The sequence below is a fragment of the Haemophilus paraphrohaemolyticus genome, from assembly GCF_002015045.1.
In the GTDB taxonomy this organism is placed as follows: domain Bacteria; phylum Pseudomonadota; class Gammaproteobacteria; order Enterobacterales; family Pasteurellaceae; genus Haemophilus_A; species Haemophilus_A paraphrohaemolyticus.
Window position 1 is genome coordinate 12,206 of the sequence record NZ_MUXX01000003.1, and the last position, 18,283, is coordinate 30,488.

Genomic DNA, 18,283 nt, shown 5'->3' on the forward strand with positions numbered 1-18,283 from the left:
TTTAGAAAGCCTAAATGTTGCTAATTCCCAACTGATTAAAAGGTAACGTTAAGGTTAGTCCATAAACGGCGTCCATCTTCTACTGTCCAGCTGCCCCCATTGGTGTTCACACGCTCTCCAATGTGATTACCGATATTTAACACTGCCATAGTAAGAGCAACATTCGGGTTAAATTGGTAAGTTGCACCTAAATCAACAGTAGTGTAGGCCTTGCGGGTACGGAATGGATTTTTGTTATCGCCATTACGTGGATTTGCCCAAATTTGTTTGCCTTTATATGCCACACGAGTATAGGCTGTGAACGCATCGCTCATGTCCCAATTTAGCTTCGCACTAGCAGAATGTTTTGGTGTGTTATCCAACGGTAAACCGCGCAAACTAACTTTAGAGGCAGAGACATCTTCATCAGATTGGCGTTTAGAGTGTTGGTAAGTATAGCTTAAATCCGCATTCCAATGTTCGTTGAAAGGAATATGAGCAGCAATTTCCGCCCCTTTCACATTCGCACGTCCTACATTGGCATATTCATACAATTTAGCCCCTGTTACAGGATCAGGCTTACCAGTGTAGTGGCTAGTTAATTTATTTCTGAAATCAGTATTAAACAAGGTAATACTTGAACTATAGCCGTTATTATTGCTGTAAGCGAAAGCAACCTCTTGGTTTACACTCGTTTCAGGTTTGAGATTTTTATTCCCATAAATGACACCTGCACCGGCTTCGGTAGAGGTTACATAGCTTTCACTGATTTCACGAATGCTTGGTGCTTTAAAGGCTTTAGCTACCCCAGCTTTAAAGGTAAAGCTATCATTGAAGTGGTAGATCGCATAAGCTCTAGGCGTCCAATGTGTGCCATATTTTTCGTGGTTTTCAAAGCGAGAGCCGAGAGTAAGCAACAGATGTTCACCAATATCAATGCGATCTTCTAAGAAGAATGCCGATTGATTGATGCTATTTTTGCTGTTTTCAAACATCGCTTTTGATGCCTTTTTGCCATTTGGTAATGTTCTAGTTTGCACTTTTGTCACAGAATCATCTTGTAATTTTGCTTGTTGTGCTTGTCCACCAAAGACGAAGAAATGGTTAGAAAGTGGCAACATAAATTTCGCATCAAATACATTGTTTTTGATTTCTGGCTTACGGCTGTTCATCACATCATTCACCATCACCTCACGTTTAGCCACTTCTTGCGAGAAGCTAAGTTCTGAAGTCATAAAATCCCAATCTGCTTGGTGAGTGAAAGACCAATGGTTGCGGGTTGCACGGGTAGTGCTTGGGCTGTTTTTTGTTACTGAAGCCCCACGTGTTGTGGTTAAATCGATAGTTTTTCCTGGGGTTTCATCTTTAGATAGGCGATGACGGCCCGCTTCAAAGATAAAGGTTTGTTTATCCACGGGGGTAAAGGTTAATTTGGCGTTAAGGTTGCCATCTTTGTTTTTGTTTGATGCTCCAATCAGGCGATCTTCTTGACGATAGTTACCGCCACCATAAACTTGCAACCCTAATACATTGCTAATTAGCGGACCTGAAACAAAGAAATCGCCGTGATAGCCATCACCAAATTCAGATTTATCGTGAACGGTAAAACCGCTAGAAAATGAGCCAGTCCATTCTTTTGTCGCATTTTTAGTAATGATATTAACGACACCACCCATTGCATCAGAACCATAAAGCGAAGACATTGGTCCACGCACTACCTCAATACGTTCAATTGCACTCACAGGCGGAATGAATGCTCCTTCAAATCCACCATTACCATTTGGACGAGATTCACGCGTATTTTGGCGGTGTCCATCTACCATAATTAAAGTGTAATCGGCAGGTAGACCACGAATAGAAATATCTGATTTATTCGCATTACTGCCACTTACATTTACCCCTGGAATATCTTGGAGTGCATTTTCTAAACGATTGGCAGGGTGTTTTTTTAGCTGTGCTTGGCTGATTACACTAATGCTTGCGGGTGCATCACGCAATTCTTGTACAGCCCCTGAAGCGGTTACTACAATCGGAGAAAGTTCGAGTGATTGCTCTTCTGCCATTGCATTGCTTACTAATGCTGCAAGCATAGCAAGGCGTAAAGGTGAAAGTTTCATTTTTATAGATTTCATACATTATCCTTAACCAATTTGGTCAAAATTTGAGAAAAGCTGACCGCTTGCAAGCTATGATGCTAATTAAAACGCTCAGTTGAATTTTATGATCACCGTACGAGGGCGAGTTTAGATGCTATGTGTTCCATGAGTGTGATTGTTTTCGCGTGAGGAAATGTTAGATTATAAAAAACTAAAATATCCGAATAAGAAAGTAGGAGGTATAGGAAATGATATAAATGATAATAACTCTTATACTTAATGTAAAGAGTTGGTAAAAAAATTTTGGGGGCTGTACTAGATAACCAGCCCCCTTAACTAATTGTTTTAAAATTGAAATTTGAGATTTTATTTCACTGTTGTTAAAACGTCATTCATATTCCTTTAAATACAGCTCAAAATGCTCCTTAGGAATGCCATTAAGCTTACGTAAATGACGTTTTGCTTGATTCCAAAAATTCTCAATTCCGTTTATGTGGTTATGATTTTCAGCAAAATTTTCCAAAACGTGGGCTTGTTTGATAGATGAGTAAGCGTAATCGATAAAAGTAATAAGCGGCTGTATTTTTGTTTACATTAACCAATTCACTGGCTGTTCTTGCTGTGACACCTACGACAAACAGTTCAATGAGTTTATTTTGTTTATGCTGACTTAAGCGACTTTTTCTCATTGGTTTATTCTAACCTAAATGGGATTTTTAGTCGTTATCTAGTACAGATCCTTGTTTTTTAGCACCAAATGCTGCGCCAAAATGGTTATCGTGAGATTCAGCAATACCGCCTAACTCTTTAGCGTTTTCACCAAAGAATTTACCTTGCACTTCAACTTTTGCATCAGCTTTAAAGTGGTTTGATGTTGCTGATCCAACGAATGCATTGTTGATAATATCAGCATTGATATTAATCACTTTTTGGTTCGGTGTTGTTAACGAGCCTGAGAGTTTTTTCTCTCCGAAATTGACAGTAAATTCTGATTTTCCTACTGGGTATCCAATTTTATTATCATCCTTACCATCAAAATCGCCCATAAAGATCACATCCCCCGAATATATTGCTTTTCTTGTTGGCATTACTTGAGTTGGATTACCGTTATAGAACATATAGGTTGGGATATCCTCCGAATCAACAGAACTAATAATACCAAAACGGACATCTGAGTTTTTTTCACAACAGACGTTTACTTCTCTATCTTTATCTTTTGTTTCCCCTTTTTTAGAAAAACTTGCCCAAGTATTGTTTAGGTATTCATCAGACGGAATTTCAATTTTTATGCCATCAATATCAATCGTATTCATATTGAAACTGGTTAAAGAATAGATAGGAATGTCTTTTTCAAAACCTGAAACATTGCCTTCTATTTCTTTAATGAAACTATAAGCTCCTGTGCCACTTGTATTTACTTTGGGTTGCTCTGGTTTTTGTTCAATTTTAGGCTGAACTGGTTTTTGAGTTTCTGTAGATTGCTGAGATTTTACTGTTTGAGCAGGTTGATTTGATTGTTGCTGTTTAGCTGGCTGTTGTACTTGTGGTGCTAGATTTTCAGCAGATGCTGAACTATTATTTCCGCCACCACTACTTTGCTGAGGTTTTACTGTTTGAGCTGGTTGATTTGATTGTTGCTGTTTAGCTGGCTGTTGTACTTGTGGTGCTGGATTTTCAGCAGGTGCTAAACTATTATTTCCGCCACCACTACTTTGCTGAGGTTTTACTGTTTGAGCAGGTTGATTTGATTGTTGCGGTTTAGAAGGCTGTTGTACTTGTGGTGCTAGATTTTCAGCAGGTGCTGAACTATTATTTCCGCCACCACTACTTCCACAAGCGGTTAAAATAAATGCCGATAATGCAGTTAAGCCAAACTTGGCGAGAGATTGTGTAGTCAATGCCATATTTTTCTCCTTTTTAATGGTTTATACCGATAAAAACATAACAAAAATTGCCCATAAAAGATAGAGGCCGATATACTGAAAACTTTAGAAAAATTAAGCGAAATCAAACAATGAAGAAAAATACCGAAAATCAATCTGATAACGAAGTGCGCCTTGATAAATGGCTTTGGGCGGCACGTTTTTACAAAACGCGTTCGATTGCCAAAGCAATGATTGAGGGCGGAAAGGTGCACTACAACGGTCAACGAGCCAAAGTCAGCAAAGCGGTTGAAATCGGTGCGACAATCAAACTACGTCAAGGTAATGAAGAAAAAGAGATTATTGTTATCGCCTTAAGCACTCAACGCCGAGGTGCACCAGAAGCACAACTGCTTTATCAAGAAACTGAAAAAAGCGTGAAACAGCGTGAAGCGATTACGTTTGCTCGCAAGGCAAATGCCCTCTCAATGCCGCATCCTGAGCGTCGCCCGAATAAGAAAGAGCGTCGAGAGTTAGTCAAATTTAAAGAGCACATCTTGTAATTTGTAAAAGTATCTCCATATTGTGTGCAACATTCATTCCCCCTTATTTAAGGGGCTTTTTTATTTTAAGGAACATTATGTATAAACAAGACAACGACAAACTCTATCGCTACTTATTCCAAAACCGTGCAGTGCGTGGCGAATGGGTACGCTTAAATGATACTTTTACCGAAACATTAAATACCCATCACTACCCAATCGCAGTACAAAATTTATTGGGCGAAATGTTGGTCGCAACCAGCCTTTTAACTGCAACAATGAAATTTGAAGGTACCATTACCGTGCAAATTCAAGGCGATGGTCCATTAAAATTAGCAGTAGTAAATGGCAATGAACAACAGCAATTACGTGCATTAGCGCGCGTAGAAGGTGAAGTGGCAGAAACCGCCACTTTACACGAAATGATCGGCAATGGTGTGTTAGTGATTTCTATCATTCCAACCGATGGCGAACGCTATCAAGGCGTGATCGGCTTAGATAAACCGACAATTCGCGAATGTTTAGAAGATTATTTCGTGCGTTCCGAGCAGTTGCAAACGCATTTAGTGATTCGCACTGGCGAATATGAAGGCAAAGCGGTGGCTGGCGGAATGTTGCTCCAAATTATGCCAGACGGCACAGGAACGCCTGAAGATTTTGAGCATTTAGCCACTTTAACTGAAACCGTGAAAGATGAAGAGCTATTCGGCTTAACCGCAGAAGAGTTGCTTTATCGACTATACCACGAAGAGCACGTGCAAGTTTATGAACCGCAGAATACCGAGTTCAAATGTGGCTGCTCACGCGAACGTTCTGGCAATGCGATTTTATTATTGCCAACGGAAGAAATTGAAGAAATGTTAGCCGAAAAGAATGGCGTGATTGATATGCAATGCGAATGTTGTGGCACGCAATATTTCTTCGATAAAAAAGCGATTGAAGAGTTTAAAGCGGAAGCGGATAAATTAAACCAATTAGGGCTATAAAACAAAAATAGGGCGGATCATTTCCGCCCATTTTTATGCTTATCAGTAAGATTATCTAATCACACCACACGCCATACGCGCACCGCCACCGCCAAGAGCTGCAGGGTGATCGGAATGGTTATCGCCGCCTGCGTGAATCATAATCGCGTGATTTTTCACTTCATCTAATTTTTTCAAGCGTGGGGCAAGCACAGGTTGTGTTGCTGTGCCATCGTGTAACACGGTTAAGGCTGGAAGGTCGCCTAAGTGAGCATCGTCAGACCACGGGAAGCCGTGACCTTTCGCGTTGGTTGGGTTCCAGTGACCGCCCGCCGCTAAACCAGCGGTAAGTTTGCCGTCTTTCTCTTTTGACTCACAGCTTGGGTTTTCGTGAATATGGAAGCCGTGTAAACCTTCTGCTAAACCAGTTAGATTTGGAGTAAACACTAAGCCGTAAGCAGACTCAGTAATTTCAACCGTACCTACATCTTTGTTACCGTGTTGTACATCCAATTGTTGCACTTTCACCACTAATTTCGCAGGCTCATTTGCGTTTGCCACAGAAGTTGCAAATAATCCGCCTAAAATGACCGCTAATGCTGTTTTGATTTTCATCCTAATTTCCTCTTAAAAAGCACCGTTATAGGTGGTTATATTCTAACCACTTTCATTTTGTTTTTTCTAGAATAAAGTAATCGGCAAAAACATTGCATTTTTGCATTGCATTTTCATCAAAAATCTTGTATTTATGCAAGCTATCACTCAAAACAACATTATTTAATTATTCAGGAGCAACACAATGCAAAATGTCGGTTTTATCGGTTGGCGTGGAATGGTAGGGTCTGTATTAATGGATCGTATGGTTCAGGAAAATGACTTCGCAAATATCAACCCTGTTTTCTTCACTACTTCACAAGCGGGTCAAAAAGCCCCTGTTTTTGCAGGTAAAGACGCAGGCGAGTTAAAAAACGCTTTCGATATTGAAGACTTAGCCAAATTAGACATCATCGTTACCTGTCAAGGTGGAGACTACACCAATGAAGTCTATCCAAAATTACGTGCGGCAGGCTGGAACGGTTATTGGATTGATGCAGCTTCTGCACTGCGTATGGAAAAAGATGCGATCATCGTATTAGACCCAGTAAACCAACACGTGATTTCTGAAGGCTTGAAAAACGGCGTGAAAACGTTCGTAGGCGGTAATTGTACTGTGAGCTTAATGTTAATGGCAATCGGCGGTTTATTCGAGAAAGATTTAGTGGAGTGGATTTCTGTAGCAACTTATCAAGCGGCTTCTGGTGCGGGTGCGAAAAATATGCGTGAATTGCTTTCACAAATGGGCTTATTGCGTGATGCCGTGAAAGATGAATTAGCAAATCCAGCTTCTTCAATTTTAGACATTGAGCGTAAAGTGACGGCTGCAATGCGTTCAGACAGCTTCCCGACTGAAAACTTTGGTGCAGCATTAGGCGGCAGCTTAATTCCTTGGATCGACAAATTATTACCAGAAAGCGGACAAACCAAAGAAGAGTGGAAAGGTTATGCAGAAACCAACAAAATTTTAGGTTTAAGCGATAACCCAATTCCTGTGGATGGTTTATGCGTGCGTATCGGTGCATTACGTTGCCACAGCCAAGCATTCACCATCAAACTCAAAAAAGATTTACCATTAGCGGAAATTGAGCAAATTATCGCTTCACACAACGAATGGGTAAAAGTAATTCCAAACGACAAAGAAACCACATTACGCGAATTAACTCCTGCGAAAGTAACAGGTACATTAAGTGTGCCAGTGGGACGACTTCGCAAATTGGCGATGGGTCCTGAATACTTGGCAGCCTTCACCGTGGGCGACCAATTATTATGGGGTGCCGCAGAGCCAGTACGTCGTATTTTGGTTCAATTAACCAAATAATTTCTCTTCGCAACAAGCGGTAGATTTTGATGAGCAATTTGCAAATGCTCAACAAAATTCTACCGCTTTTATCATTCAACTAATCTTATGAAAAAACCAATAGCCCCCATCAAAATTGTATTTTTCGACATCGACTACACCCTTTACATCAAAGACGAAGCTCACATTCCAGTCTCCATTACGGAACAAGTGCTTCCACGCCTAAAAGCGAAGGGCATCATTCCCGCCATTGCCACAGGGCGAAATTACGAAGGTTTCCCGAAAGCATTAAAACCACTAATGAACAAAGATGGCTTTGAGCTTTTTGTAACTATCAATGGGCAAGATAATCTTTATCAAGGCGAGCAAATTTCTGCTTATCGCCTAAGCATTCCTCGTATTCAGCAAGTGATTAAGAAACTTGAAAAATTAGGGATTAAATACGCCTTTGTCAGCCGTGATGATGTAGCCGTTTCTGAAAATGATGAGATCGTTTGGAATGCCACTTCGCCGATTACGCCTGATTATAAAGTTGATCCGAATTTCTACCTCAAAGACACTACCGTGCAAATACTTGCCTATTACCCTGAGAAACGAGGGCAAGAAGTGCTTGAAGCAGGCGTGTTAGGCGATGATTTAAAAGCGGTGCGTTGGCACGAAAATGCGGTCGATATTTTGCTGAAAGACAACTCTAAAGCACGCGGTATTCAAGATGTGCTCAACCATTTTGGCTTTGGCATTGAAAATGCAATGGCATTTGGCGACGGCTTAAATGATGTGGAAATGTTGGAAACGGTTGGTTTTGGCGTGGCAATGGGCAATGCCGAACCAGAGCTCAAACCTCTTGCGGATTTTGTGACTAAAGATATTCGTGAAGATGGGATTTTATATGCGTTAGAAACCCTAGAGGTGATTTAAAAAATTGGCGGATGATATCCGCCAAATATAAATGAAAATGTAAAGCTGATTACAAAACATCTTTGTTTTTCATATTATTTCGTTATAAAGACAATCAAATCATTCTTTACTCACCTTAAAATTACAGGTACTCTCTCCTCAATTTTTCACTCATTGAATTTAAGGTCTTTATGAAATTTACCAAATTAACCGCCATTTCTACCGCTTTAGTTGCCGCCTTTGCACTTGCGGCTTGTGATGATAAAAACGAAAATAAAACCACCGCGAAGCCTGCTGCAGAAAAAACATTTGTGAACTGCGTGAGCCGTTCGCCACAATATTTCAGTCCAGCATTAGCGATGGATGGCATCTCTTACAATGCCAGCTCACAACAAGTTTACAACCGTTTAGTTGAATTTAAACGCGGTTCAACCGAGATTGAACCTGCCTTGGCAGAAAGTTGGGAGATTTCAGAAGATGGTTTAACCTACGTTTTCCATTTACGTAAAGGCGTGAAATTCCACTCAAACAAAGAATTTACGCCAAGTCGTGATTTTACTGCTGATGATGTGGTTTTCTCATTTAACCGTCAGTTAGATCCGAATCATCCATACCACAATGTGTCGAAAGCGACTTATCCATACTTCAAAGCGATGAAATTCCCAATGCTTTTAAAAGCAGTTGAAAAAATAGACGACAACACGGTGAAATTTACGCTAAACAAGCCAGATGCAACCTTCCTTTCAAGCTTAGGAATGGATTTTACCTCCATCTATTCAGCCGAATATGCCGATGCGATGTTGAAAGCGGGCAAACCTGAAACCGTAGATACCACGCCAATCGGCACAGGTCCATTTGCTTTTACAGGTTATGTATTAGATCAAGCGAGCCGCTATGTCGCATTTAAAGATTATTGGAATGGCAAGGCAGATTTCGACCGCTTGATCTTTGAAATCGTGCCAGATGCGACCACGCGTTATGCGAAATTACAGGCTGGGCAATGTGATTTAATGGATTTCCCGAATGCAACCGACATCGAAAAAATGAAAACCGATCCGAAAGTGAATCTGCTTTCTAACCCTGGTTTGAACATTGCTTACGTGGCATTTAACACAGAAAAAGCTCCGTTTGATAATGTAAAAGTTCGCCAAGCGTTGAATTTAGCCGTAGATAAAAAAGCGATCATTGATGTCGTTTATCAAGGTGCGGGCGTGGCTGCGAAAAGTCCACTACCGCCAACAATTTGGGGTTATAACGCAAGTTTGCCAGAATCTAAGCAAAATATCGAAAAAGCGAAACAGCTTTTAGCTGAAGCGGGTTATCCGAATGGTTTTGAAACCGAACTTTGGGTACAACCTGTGGTGCGTGCGTCTAACCCAAATCCACGCCGTATGTCAGAAATTATTCAAGCGGACTGGGAAAAAATTGGCGTAAAAGCGAAATTAGTGACTTATGAATGGGGTGACTACATCAAACGCACCAAAGCAGGCGAAGTAACTGCGGGAACTTACGGCTGGTCTGGCGATAATGGCGATCCTGATAACTTCTTATCGCCGTTATTTGGTTCATCAAATATCGGCAACAGCAACTACGCACGCTTTAATAGCCCAGAGTTAGATGCTTTATTAGATAAAGCGATTGGTTTATCGGACAAAGGCGAACGTACCAAACTTTACGAACAAGCTCAGGTACTTTTAAATAAGCAAGCCCCGTGGATTAACGTGGCTCACTCGATTAACTTTGCCCCAACCAGCAAACGCGTGCAAGGTTACAAACAAAGCCCATTTGGTTACACTTACTTATATGGAACGAAGTTGGTGGATTAATTAGCTTTAATAAAAAACGGCATATTATAAAATTTGCTCTGCATCCCAAAATTTAATATGCCGTTGTTATATATTCATTTCTATTAAAGTATCTTTTTACAAATTCCAGTTCTTGTCACTTCAGGTAATTTTTGCGTAATTACAAAACTTTGATCAGTAAAATCACTCACTGCAAGTGAAACAGATTTTGCATTTGATTTATTCATTTGAGCAGAAAGTCCATCAAAAGTTGCATTCTCTTCTGCATTCAGATTCTTATCTGTTTTAATTTTCTTCAACATCTCAAAAGTATGCGCTCGTGTGAAATTACTTTTGCTGAATTGATAAGTCAGAATATCATTTGCAAAAGCCCAAGTGCCAATACGTTCTAATTGATACTGAAACAGAGGATCTTCTTTTGGAATAGCTAATGTTCCAACATAGTCTGCATAACCATCTTTCGCTAGTTTTACCGTATTTGACGAACCAATATTGCCACCATTCATTTCACACGCCCATTTCCCGACAAAATACTGGCGTGAAACAGAAGAGTTTTCTGATGGTGCCGATTTACCTCCTGCGGTAAAAATATTGTTAGTACAAGCGGTTAAAAAAAGTGAAAAAATTACCGATAAACGTTTTAGCATTTTGATTTCCTTAAAATTTTATGCCCTCGTAATGAGGGCAAATTTCATTATGCATTTTCAGATAAAGCCGCCAATTGGTCAGCTTGATATTCGGTGATAATCGGTTGAATCAACTCATCAATTTTGCCGTTCATTACTTCATCTAAGCGGTAAACGGTGAGGTTGATCCGATGATCCGTTACACGACCTTGCGGGTAGTTATAAGTACGGATTTTATCTGAACGGTCGCCCGAACCAAGTAAGTTACGGCGGGTGTCCGCTTGCTCTGCCGCTTGGCGTTCTTGTTCTACTTGTACAATGCGTGAAGCCAATACCGCCAATGCTTTTGCTTTATTTTTGTGTTGTGAGCGTTCATCTTGGCATTCCACTACAATCCCTGTTGGAATGTGGGTAATACGCACTGCAGAATCGGTGGTATTAACGTGCTGACCACCCGCACCTGATGAGCGGTAAGTATCAATACGCAAATCTGCTGGATTGATTTCTGGCATTTCCGATTCTGGCAACTCTGGCATTACTGCTACAGTACAAGCTGAGGTGTGAATACGCCCTTGTGATTCGGTTTTTGGTACACGTTGCACGCGGTGACCGCCAGATTCAAATTTAAGCTGACCATAAACGCCTTCGCCTGAAATTTTCACGATGATCTCTTTGTATCCGCCTTGTTCACTTTCATTAGCAGAAAGCTCCTCAATACGCCAGCGTTTACTTTCGCAATAACGGCTATACATACGATATAAATCACCTGCGAAAATACCCGCCTCATCACCGCCCGTTCCTGCACGGATTTCTAAGAAGGCGTTGTATTCATCGTTCGGATCTTTCGGCAGTAAGAGAATTTGCAAGTGTTGCTCAAGCTGCTCAATTTCGGCTTTGTTTTCTGCGATCTCTTCTTCGGCAATTTCTTTCATATCAGGATCGTCTAATAGGATTTGTGCATCTTCCATATCGTTGTTAAGCTTTTTCCAGCGATTGAAGGTGCTAACCACCTCTTCTAATTGAGAATATTCTTTAGAATAAGCACGGAATTTGTCTTGATCTGAGATCACAGAGGCATCACCTAACAATGCCTGCAACTCTTCGTGGCGTTCACTTAAACTTTCTAACTTGCTAATGATCGATTCTTTCATTGTTCTCTTTTAATGTAATGGATGTAAATGGAGCGAATTATAGCGGAAATTTCCACAAATTGCTTGAAGAAAAACAAGCGGTGATTTTTTCTGAAAAATTTGCAAGATTTCCACAAGATTTTAAGGTATTATAGATAATCTTTTTCACAAGTTTTTGGAGTAAATCGTGTCTTCTCTTTGGGCTGATTGCCTTAATCATTTACAATCAAAAGTATCGTCTACGGACTATAGTACTTGGCTACGCCCGTTACAGGCAAGTTTTAGCGATGGAGAATTAACACTTTATGCTCAAAATCAGTTTGTTGAGAAATGGGTAAAAGACAACTTCTTAAGCGAGATCATTGATCTTGCCCGTTTTTTGTCCAAAAATGAAACTTTGATCGTTACTACTCGCGTTGGGATCCGCCCAAATGAAAAACGTGCAGAAGCAACGCAAAATGCTCAGCAAGATTCGACAACTAGCACCTTTAAAACGGGAATTAACCCTGGTCAGCACTTTGATAACTTTGTGCAAGGTCGTTCAAACCAGCTCGCTAAAGCGGTAGCACAGCAGGTGGTAAACGAGCTGGGGCAAAGCCACTGCAACCCGCTTTCGCTTTATGCCAATACGGGTTTAGGCAAAACTCACTTATTACACGCGATCGGCAATGCATTGCTGAAAAAAATGCCAAATTTACGCATTCTTTATATTCATTCGGAACGTTTTTATCGCGATATTTTGAAAGCGATCAACACCAACAGCCAAGAGGCAGATAAACTCAAAAAATTCTACCGCTCATTGGATGTGTTGATGATCGACGATATCCAGTTTTTAGCGGATAAGCCGAAGGTACAAGAGGAATTTTTACACTTGTTAAACGCCTTATTTGATCAAGGTAAGCAAGTGATCTTGACTTCTAACGTTTACCCGAAAAATATTGAAGGCATTGATCCGCTGATTAAATCGCGTTTAAGCTGTGGTATTAGCTCCACGATCGAACCGCCAGAATTAGAAACTCGCGTGGCAATTTTGCGTAAAAAAGCAGAAGAACGTGGCGTGGAATTATTAGAAGATGTTGCCTATTTAATCGGACAGAAATTGCGCACTCACGTACGTGAACTTGAGGGGGCACTAAACTCTGTCATTGCGTGGCAGACGGTGACTCATCGCCCGATTACGATTGATATGGCTCGTGAAGTATTACGCGACCGTTTTGCGGCTTATGAACAGCTGATTACTATCGAAAATATTCAACGTATTGTCGCAGATCATTACAACATTAAATTGGCGGATATTAAATCGAAAAGTCGCACACGAACCATTGCACGTCCACGCCAAATCGCGATGGCATTGGCAAAAGAGCTGACCAATCATAGCTTGCCTGAAATTGGACGAGAGTTCGGAGGGCGCGATCACACTACCGTGATGCACGCTTGCAAAACCATTGCAGAATTACGTGATACTGATACCAGCATCCAAGAAGATTACACACTTTTAACACGCAAATTATCATCATAAAAACGACGATTAGGAACGGTTATGTTATTTTCGATTACCAGAGAACAGTTACTTAAACCCTTGCAACAAGTGTGCGGTGTACTTGCAAGCCGTCCAACGTTGCCTATTATTAACAACATTTTACTTAAAGTAGAAGGCGATCGTCTTTCTCTTACGGGAACCGACTTAGAGGTGGAATTAAGCACCGAAGCTCAACTGGCTCAAGCGGTCGATTTTTCAGGAAAATTTACTATTCCAGCAAAAAAATTCTTAGATATTTCAAAAAGTTTACCTGAAGATAGTCTCATTTCGGTACAGTTCGAAGAAGATAAAGCTATAGTTAAAGCAGGTCGCAGTAAATTTAGCTTAGCGACTTTACCCGCAAACGACTACCCAAACTTAATGGATTGGACGCCAGAAGTGGATTTCAGCATTGAACAAGCGACTTTTGCTCGCTTAATTGATGCAACCCAATTCTCAATGGCGAACCAAGATGCTCGTTACTTCTTAAACGGGATGAAATTCGAAACTGAAGGCAATTTATTGCGCGCAGTAGCAACAGATGGTCATCGTCTTGCAGTCTGCACAATGCCACTCACGCAAGAACTGGTTTCGCACTCTGTGATCGTTCCTCGTAAAGCGGTGTTAGAACTCTCCCGCTTGTTAAGCGTAAGTAACGAAATCGTGCGTTTAGAGATTGGCTCAAGCAATATCCGCATGACAATGAATGGCGTGGTCTTTACCTCAAAATTGATTGATGGACGTTTCCCAGACTATCGCCGTGTATTGCCGCGCAATGCTGATCGTATTTTAGAAGCGGATACCGAAGTGCTTCGCCGTGCGTTAATGCGTGCCGCGATTTTATCGAACGAAAAATTCCGTGGTGTGCGTTTATCGCTCGATAATGATGTACTCAAAATCAATGCAAACAACCCAGAGCAAGAAGAAGCGGAAGAGATCATTGATGTGAACTATCAAAGCCCTGCAATGGAAGTTGGCTTCAACGTAAGCTATGTCTTAGATGTATTAAATACACTCAAATGCGAACGCGTGCGTTTTAGCCTAGTGGATGCAAGCTCAAGTTGTTTAATCGAAGATTGCGATAATAACACGGCAGAATATGTGATTATGCCGATGAGGTTGTAGTTGTTTATCCTAGTAGCAACATTGCTCTTTGCGTAAGGGCGGGGTTTATCCCCGCCCGATATTCTTTAATTGAGAGGAGATAACCCCCTCACCTACGAAAGTGATGTTAATCATCCTTTTAATCATCAGAACTTTCTATGTCCCTATCTCGCCTTATCATTCAAAATTTCCGCAACATTTCCTCAGCTGAGCTTGATCTCAGCCCGAATTTTAATTTTATCGTCGGACACAATGGAAGCGGCAAAACTAGCTTGCTTGAAGCGATTTTTTACCTCGGGCACGGTCGTTCGTTTAAAAGTCATATCAGCAACCGTGTAATCAATTACGAGGCAGAGGATTTTGTTTTACACGGTAAAATTGATGAGGAAAAACATAGCTGGACGGTCGGATTGCAAAAACAGCGTTCGGGCAATACTACGCTTAAAATTAACGGCGAAGATGGCAATAAAATTGCCGATCTTGCTCATCTGCTACCGATGCAAGTCATTACTCCTGAAGGCTTAACGTTGCTCAATGGCGGACCAAGTTACCGTCGTGCCTTTTTGGATTGGGGCTTATTCCACCAACAGAGTGATTTTTATCCACAATGGATAAATCTCAAACGCCTACTTAAACAGCGCAACGCCGCATTGCATCAAGTTCGAAGCTATAACGAGTTGAAACATTGGGATATTGAATTAGTAAAAACCACCCAAAATGTGACCGCTATGCGAGCCGAATATGCTGCCGCCATCACGCCTGAAATTGCTCGCCATTGTGCCTTTTTCTTGCCTGAATTAGAGATTTCGGTCAGCTTTTATCAAGGTTGGGAAAAAGGGACAGATTATGCGGAGATCTTACAACAAGGCTTTGAGCGAGACTGCTCATTAGGCTACACAATGTTAGGTGCACAAAAAGCGGATTTCCGCTTCCGAGCCAACGGCTTACCTGTGGAAGATGTGCTTTCTCGTGGGCAGTTAAAACTCTTAATGTGCGCCTTACGATTAGCCCAAGGCGAATATTTAACCGACCAAAAAGAGAAACCTTGCATTTTCTTGATTGACGATTTTGCTTCAGAGCTCGATCCAATCAAGCGTGAGCTGCTTTCACAACGCTTGCGTGAAAGCCAGTCGCAAGTATTCGTTACCGCTATTACCCAAGAGCAATTAAACCAGATGCAATGGCAGAAAAATTCGCAAGACCAACTATTTGAAATTCAACAAGGAGAGATTTGCAAATGAAAACCAAAATTCCACCGCCTGTTATCTGCCTAATTTGCATGACAATAATGTATTGCTTGCCGACCATCCTTTCCTTTCCAAAGGCAACGTGGTTGGTTTTGATGTTGGTTGGATTAAGTGCCATCATTGGCATAGCAAGCGTTATCTCATTCCACCTTGCTAAAACGACTATCAGCCCACTTCATCCAAATCAAACTAGCCATATTGTTCAAACGGGCATCTATCGCTTTAGCCGTAATCCGATGTATCTCAGCATCGCCATTTTTCTTGTCGCATTTGCAATTTATCTTGAAAATGCCACCGCTTTATTGGTAATTCCGTTATTTATCTGGAGCATCAATTATTTACAAATTCATCCAGAAGAACAGATGTTAGAACAAAAATTTGGCGAGGAATATTTAGCGTATAAAAAAGCGGTAAGACGTTGGGTGTAGTAATCGAATTTTACATAGAAAAATGGCTGAAGATTTTTTCAGCCATTTCTTTGTTCAATTTTTGAAATTAATACACATCTCTCATCAATCGTCCTTCAGCAATGAGCGTGGCAATGATGTTATTGAAGTCGTCCACGAAAGGCTGCCCACCAATTTTATCTGCGATCTCCAATAGTACCTCATCTACTGCTTTACTCATTGATTTGCTGCCGCAGATGTAGAAATATGCCCCTTGCTGAATCAATTTCCAAAGCAATTCGCCTTGCTCACACATTGCATCTTGCACATAAAATTTGACCGCTTGATCGCGTGAGAAGGCTGTGAAAAGTGTGGTGAGTACGCCTTGTGTTTGATAGGCGTTGAGCTGTTCTTCATAAAGAAAATCTTTGGCTTGATGGCGTTCACCAAAGAAGAGGTAGCTCTCTACTTTATTTGGTTGTTGTGCTAAATAATCCAAGAAACCAATATGCGGTGCAATGCCTGCACCCGCTCCAATCATTACTACTGGTGCGTTGAGATTTTCAGGTAAGTGGAATGTTGCGTTCGATTTGATGAAAATCGGTAATCTTTGCCCTTCTTTAAGGTGTGCAAGCTGATCGCTTGTTGTGCCTTGGTAACTACGTTCATTGAGCTGGTAATGAACATGACGCACGCAGAGATCGACATATTCAGGGTGCGTTTTACCACAAGAGCTTATGGAATAGGCACGAGCGGTTAAATTTGGTAAGCATTCTGCAAGATCTTGTAGCGAAATGCGTTTTTCTGCATCGAAATCACGCAATACATCGAGTAAATCACGCCCATATAAATAGGCTTCCAACGCTTTTTTATTGGAAATTTTGAGCAGGTTTTTCAGCTCAGCGTTATCTAAAATTTTATTTAAATCACGCAATACATTTTTACTTAATAGGCGTAATTCCTTGTTGCGTAAGCCTTCTGCTGATTGCTCAAACCAGTTTTCATAAAGAGCTAATGCCTCATCAGGTTGGCTGACTTGCACATAAACTAAATCGCCCGCTTGGTAGAAAATCCCGCTGTTTTGTAGTGAGAGGCGTAAGTGGTAAACGGCAGGTTCAGATTGTGCCAAGTGTTTGATTTCCAACACTTCTGCTTCATACACGGTTTTTTCGTTATAAACTTTAACGGAAAGATCGTGGGATAACGTTTCGTTTGCCGGTGTTTGTAGAACTTGTTGCAAGAGCGGCAGCCATTGTTTGAAGATAGCTTGATAGTTGAGATCCGCATCTACACGAGCAATCAGGGCTTTCGCTTGTTTTTGATTTAGCAAGGCTTCGATTTGTTGGCTGAAACCGCAGAATTTATCATAGCTGGTATCGCCCAAACCGAATAGGGCATAACGGCACGGGAAAGCGGTCAAATTTTCCAAAGAATTGGCAAATTCATCGGCATTGGCTGGTGGTTCGCCATCACCGAACGAGCTGCTTAAAATCAGCAATAAATCGTCCGCTTGTAGGCAAGAAAAATCTAGTTCATTCAGGGTGCAAAGGCTAGGTTGGTGAGCTTGTAGCCAATCAAGCTGATGGAGTTGCTTGGCAAGTGCTTCGGTATTGCCCGATTCAGAACCGTAGGCGATATGAATATGAGAAATGGGTTGAGACATAGCAGTTCCTTTCATATATCAAGAAAGAAAAGGCGTGCCAAAGCACGCCCGAAAAGAGAATCGTTGATTATTTATCGTAGTAGTCGTCGAATACTTCTTTTGATAATTCTACGGCATCGAAGTTTTGCATTAAATCGTTGATTACACGACGCACGCTGATATAGCTGGTGATGTTGCCCGCTTCGTCAAAAATTGGCTGAACGGTGGTATCTACCACATAAACCACACCACCTTTACCTACGTTTGGCACGATACCTGTCCAAATTTTACCTGCTTGGATAGTATCCCACATATCTTTGTACACTTCTTTTGGCACAGAAGGGTGACGCACAAGATTGTGTGGTTGACCGATTAATTCTTCACGAGAATAGCCTGTTAATTTGCAGAAAAGATCGTTTGCGTAAGTGATCACACCTTGTAAATCAGTAGTTGAAATCACTAAAGTGTCTTGCACTGCTTTAAGAATAACATCATTAGAAGGGACGATTTGTTCAGCCATAGTTAAACTCCGTTGGTCTGATTATCATTGAATGGAATTAAAATCATACCTTCTCTGTGAGAAGGCTAC

16 protein-coding genes and 1 pseudogene are annotated in these 18,283 nt (G+C 41.1%); 9 read left to right on the forward strand and 8 right to left on the reverse strand.

Features of this window, described 5'->3' with window-relative positions:
• Positions 1-35: 35 nt before the first annotated feature.
• The 3 genes and pseudogenes from B0184_RS02310 to B0184_RS02320 form a co-directional block, all read right to left on the reverse strand.
• On the reverse strand, positions 36-2,111 hold the full coding sequence (locus B0184_RS02310) for a TonB-dependent receptor domain-containing protein (protein WP_005708044.1): 2,076 nt from the start codon (positions 2,109-2,111) through the stop codon (positions 36-38).
• 289 nt (positions 2,112-2,400) lie between these two features.
• A pseudogene (locus tag B0184_RS02315) lies at positions 2,401-2,764 on the reverse strand (IS1595 family transposase); the annotation flags it as partial.
• A 27-nt stretch (positions 2,765-2,791) separates the two neighbouring features.
• The gene (locus B0184_RS02320; RefSeq protein WP_078177603.1) at positions 2,792-3,979 is read right to left on the reverse strand and encodes a Slam-dependent surface lipoprotein; all 1,188 of its coding nucleotides are present in this window, start codon (positions 3,977-3,979) and stop codon (positions 2,792-2,794) included.
• 110 nt (positions 3,980-4,089) lie between these two features.
• On the opposite strand from B0184_RS02320, the gene hslR reads away from it, so the two are divergent.
• Both hslR and hslO read left to right on the forward strand, forming a co-directional pair.
• Entirely contained in the window at positions 4,090-4,500 is a 411-nt protein-coding gene (gene hslR / locus B0184_RS02325) for a ribosome-associated heat shock protein Hsp15 (protein ID WP_005709416.1), read from the forward strand.
• Positions 4,501-4,574: 74 nt separating this feature from the next.
• Positions 4,575-5,465: an Hsp33 family molecular chaperone HslO gene (hslO, locus tag B0184_RS02330; protein WP_039851567.1), complete on the forward strand. Its 891-nt coding sequence runs from the start codon at positions 4,575-4,577 to the stop codon at positions 5,463-5,465.
• 51 nt (positions 5,466-5,516) lie between these two features.
• Here hslO and sodC read toward each other — a convergent pair whose 3' ends face one another.
• Positions 5,517-6,059 (reverse strand): superoxide dismutase family protein, encoded by a 543-nt coding sequence (gene sodC, locus B0184_RS02335; RefSeq protein WP_005709394.1) that lies wholly within the window; start codon positions 6,057-6,059, stop codon positions 5,517-5,519.
• A 184-nt stretch (positions 6,060-6,243) separates the two neighbouring features.
• Here sodC and asd point away from each other — a divergent pair, with 184 nt between their 5' ends.
• From asd to B0184_RS02350, 3 genes are all read left to right on the forward strand, one after another.
• The gene (gene asd, locus B0184_RS02340) at positions 6,244-7,359 is read left to right on the forward strand and encodes an aspartate-semialdehyde dehydrogenase (RefSeq protein ID WP_005709420.1); all 1,116 of its coding nucleotides are present in this window, start codon (positions 6,244-6,246) and stop codon (positions 7,357-7,359) included.
• A gap of 87 nt (positions 7,360-7,446) precedes the next feature.
• Positions 7,447-8,256, forward strand: coding sequence for a Cof-type HAD-IIB family hydrolase (locus B0184_RS02345; RefSeq protein WP_005709419.1), 810 nt, complete (start codon positions 7,447-7,449; stop codon positions 8,254-8,256).
• 170 nt (positions 8,257-8,426) lie between these two features.
• The gene (locus tag B0184_RS02350; protein ID WP_005709560.1) at positions 8,427-10,061 is read left to right on the forward strand and encodes an ABC transporter substrate-binding protein; all 1,635 of its coding nucleotides are present in this window, start codon (positions 8,427-8,429) and stop codon (positions 10,059-10,061) included.
• Positions 10,062-10,144: 83 nt separating this feature from the next.
• Here B0184_RS02350 and B0184_RS02355 read toward each other — a convergent pair whose 3' ends face one another.
• Both B0184_RS02355 and prfA read right to left on the reverse strand, forming a co-directional pair.
• Positions 10,145-10,687, reverse strand: coding sequence for a hypothetical protein (locus B0184_RS02355; protein ID WP_005709435.1), 543 nt, complete (start codon positions 10,685-10,687; stop codon positions 10,145-10,147).
• Between the two features lie 47 nt (positions 10,688-10,734).
• The gene (gene prfA, locus B0184_RS02360; protein ID WP_005709468.1) at positions 10,735-11,817 is read right to left on the reverse strand and encodes a peptide chain release factor 1; all 1,083 of its coding nucleotides are present in this window, start codon (positions 11,815-11,817) and stop codon (positions 10,735-10,737) included.
• Between the two features lie 166 nt (positions 11,818-11,983).
• Between prfA and dnaA the strand changes: the two genes are divergently transcribed.
• The 4 genes from dnaA (at position 11,984) to B0184_RS02380 (ending at position 16,094) form a co-directional block, all read left to right on the forward strand.
• Entirely contained in the window at positions 11,984-13,315 is a 1,332-nt protein-coding gene (gene dnaA / locus B0184_RS02365) for a chromosomal replication initiator protein DnaA (protein WP_005709388.1), read from the forward strand.
• Between the two features lie 21 nt (positions 13,316-13,336).
• A complete protein-coding gene (dnaN, locus tag B0184_RS02370; protein WP_005709460.1) occupies positions 13,337-14,440 on the forward strand; it encodes a DNA polymerase III subunit beta in 1,104 nt (367 codons plus the stop codon).
• A gap of 137 nt (positions 14,441-14,577) precedes the next feature.
• Entirely contained in the window at positions 14,578-15,660 is a 1,083-nt protein-coding gene (gene recF, locus B0184_RS02375; protein WP_005709554.1) for a DNA replication/repair protein RecF, read from the forward strand.
• A complete protein-coding gene (locus B0184_RS02380; protein ID WP_005709396.1) occupies positions 15,657-16,094 on the forward strand; it encodes a methyltransferase family protein in 438 nt (145 codons plus the stop codon). The genes recF and B0184_RS02380 overlap by 4 nt, the downstream gene beginning before the upstream one ends.
• Positions 16,095-16,161: 67 nt before the next feature.
• Here the strand turns inward: B0184_RS02380 and B0184_RS02385 are convergent, their stop codons facing one another.
• Both B0184_RS02385 and B0184_RS02390 read right to left on the reverse strand, forming a co-directional pair.
• Positions 16,162-17,715, reverse strand: a complete 1,554-nt coding sequence (locus tag B0184_RS02385; protein WP_005709488.1) for a diflavin oxidoreductase — start codon at positions 17,713-17,715, stop codon at positions 16,162-16,164.
• A gap of 67 nt (positions 17,716-17,782) precedes the next feature.
• A complete protein-coding gene (locus tag B0184_RS02390; protein ID WP_005709513.1) occupies positions 17,783-18,214 on the reverse strand; it encodes a PAS domain-containing protein in 432 nt (143 codons plus the stop codon).
• Between the last annotated feature and the right edge of the window lie 69 nt (positions 18,215-18,283).